Origin of the sequence: uncultured Algibacter sp. (assembly GCF_905480415.1) — a bacterium.
Lineage (GTDB): Bacteria > Bacteroidota > Bacteroidia > Flavobacteriales > Flavobacteriaceae > Algibacter_B.
The window spans coordinates 1-2,773 of sequence record NZ_CAJQQI010000166.1 but is presented as its reverse complement, the minus strand read 5'-3'; the positions used below and the strand labels follow the sequence as shown (position 1 = coordinate 2,773).

Below are 2,773 nucleotides of genomic sequence, written 5' to 3'. Positions count from 1 at the left end.
AACCTTAAAGAATATTTTAAATATTTCATAGTATTTAAGCGTTATATTATTAGCTTTTAATGTTTATAATTTCAGATTCCAAAGCTTCTTTTGCCATCTGAGCTTCTTCAGATAAAGGAAGACGGTTAGCATCTAATAAATTAATTGATTCTAAAGGGTCTTCTGCTAAATGATAAAGTGCTTCATTACCGCTACTAAATTTCATTAGTTTGTATTTATCATTTCTAATAGTATGGTCCAAATTATTGATGTCATCACCAATTTCGCTGTACACATAATCTCTAACAGTTATACCAGGTGCATTGAACATGGATTTAAAATTCTTACTATCATTTATTTCAGAAATATTAGAACCAGCTATTCCAGCAATAGTAGCGAACAAATCTGTCGTACAAAGAAGCGCTTCCTCTTCTACTCCTTTTCGCTCAACATTTTTTCCAGAAATTACCATAGGTACATTCACACCTCCTTGATATAAACTATTTTTTGCACGACGATTTGGGTACGTTTGCACCACTTGGTTTGGTGTGCCGTTATCTCCAATAAAAACAATAAAAGTATTATCTCTTTCTTCTTGACTCATCGAGTTTATTAGTCTTCCCATTTCAGTATCCATAGCCTCTAGCATGGCTAGGTAATATGGTAAAGGATTAGCATCTATACTAGATTGGTCTGAAGCTAGTCCAACTTGACTATATAATTCGCTTGGTGGTAAATGAAAAGGTGTATGAGGCGCATTATAAGCTAACCACAAAAACCAAGGCTGATTTTGGCTCCCTATCCAATTAATTGCTAAATCAGTAAACTTTGTGGTAGTGTATTCTGTTGATTTAGAACTTTGCATATTTTCTACCAAATTCCAATTCCAATAAGACTGTACTCCTCCGCCTAATACCCCAGTGTATTCATCAATTCCAATAGCATTAGGATGGCTTATATCTCCAGACAAATGCCATTTACCAATTACAGCATGGCTATATCCAGAATTCATGCCATCTAAATAGTTTTGTATGGACTGCTCATTACTCGATAAGTTATGTCCGACATTAGTTACTTCTGTTCTAAACCCATACTTCCCAGTGAGGATACTTGCTCTTGTTGGAGTACATAATGGATAAGACCATAAGTTATTAAACTTGATTCCATTACTCATGAGTGACTGTAAAATAGGCATGTTAGGTTTAATCCCATCTATATTATAATTAGGTGTAGCATCTAAACCCATGTCGTCTGCTATTATAAGTAATATATTTGGCTGTTTAGCTATGTTCTCCTCCTTGTCCTGAATAATAAAAGCAACGTCTTCAGCATTACTACATGCTGAAAAAACAAGAAATAGAAATAATAATTTGAAATATGATAATTTCATTTGTCATAGTCATTTGGTTTTAGACCGAATAAAAACAGAAAGGTTTAATTAGAAATATTCTATTCATATTAATAAACATTATAACTACCTTTGCGGTCTCATAAAAACAACATGCGATTACATAGAAACCTTTGCTTTGCAGTCATAGACGGATTAACCCTGATTTTTAACGAAGGTAAGTATGCCGATAAAGTTATTCAACAGCTATTAAAGCGTGATAAACGTTGGGGTGCTAGAGACAGGGGCTTTGTTGCCGAAACCACATATGAAATGGTTCGCTGGAAACGTTTATATGCTGAAATCGCTGAAGTTAAAGAACCTTTTGATCGTGATAATCTGTGGCGTATGTTTGCCGTTTGGGCAACTTTAAAAGGTATAAAATTACCAGATTGGAAATATTTTGAAGGCACACCTTTAAGAAAAATTAAAGGACGTTATGACGAACTTTCAAAAACGAGAAAATTTAAAGAATCTATTCCAGATTGGATGGACCAAATAGGCATAAAGGAATTAGGTAGAGAAGTTTGGAGCAAGGAAATTGCCGCATTAAACCAACAAGCCGATGTTATTTTAAGAGTAAACACACTTAAAACAACCAAAGAAAAATTACAAACTACTTTATTTGATTTAGACATAGAAACCGACTTTGTAGATAATCATCCTAGCGCCCTAAAATTAAGAGAGCGTGCTAATGTGTTTTCTACTGATGCTTTTAAAAATGGACATTTTGAAGTTCAAGATGCTAATTCTCAATTAGTCGCGGAGTATTTAAATGTAGAACCTGGTATGCGCGTGGTTGATGCTTGCGCAGGTGCAGGTGGAAAAACATTGCATTTAGCGGCTTTAATGGAAAACAAAGGGCAAATTATTGCTATGGATATTTATAGCAATAAATTGAATGAATTAAAACGGCGTGCAAAACGAAACGGCGCTCATAATATTGAAAACCGAGTAATTGAATCTACAAAAGCGATTAAAAAATTATACGATAAAGCCGACCGTGTTTTAATTGACGCCCCATGTTCGGGACTGGGTGTATTACGCCGAAACCCGGATGCAAAATGGAAACTTCAACCTGAGTTTATTGATAAAATAAAGAAAACACAGCAAGATATTTTACAACAATATTCAAGAATGGTAAAAGTTGGCGGACAACTGGTTTATGCAACCTGTTCTGTGTTACCTTCTGAAAACCAAGAACAAGTAGCTACCTTCTTAAAATCGGAAGTTGGAGAAAACTTTACTTTAGTTAAAGATAATAAAGTCTTGTCTCATAAATCTGGTTTTGATGGGTTTTATATGGCTTTACTGGAGCGGAAATCTTAATAAGGAACTATTTAACAAAATAATGCTTTTTTGATTTTATTTTAAAATCAATTCAACTCTTTTTTTACTTTTTAAAAC

Annotated in this window: 2 protein-coding genes; one reads left to right on the top strand and one right to left on the bottom strand. The window is 34.0% G+C overall.

Annotated features, from left to right (window positions below; genetic code table 11):
* Positions 1-49: 49 nt before the first annotated feature.
* Positions 50-1,369 (bottom strand): sulfatase-like hydrolase/transferase, encoded by a 1,320-nt coding sequence (locus tag QZ260_RS11545; RefSeq protein ID WP_295986383.1) that lies wholly within the window; start codon positions 1,367-1,369, stop codon positions 50-52.
* Positions 1,370-1,480: 111 nt separating this feature from the next.
* On the opposite strand from QZ260_RS11545, the gene QZ260_RS11540 reads away from it, so the two are divergent.
* Positions 1,481-2,695: an RsmB/NOP family class I SAM-dependent RNA methyltransferase gene (locus QZ260_RS11540; RefSeq protein ID WP_295986381.1), complete on the top strand. Its 1,215-nt coding sequence runs from the start codon at positions 1,481-1,483 to the stop codon at positions 2,693-2,695.
* Positions 2,696-2,773 lie beyond the last annotated feature (78 nt).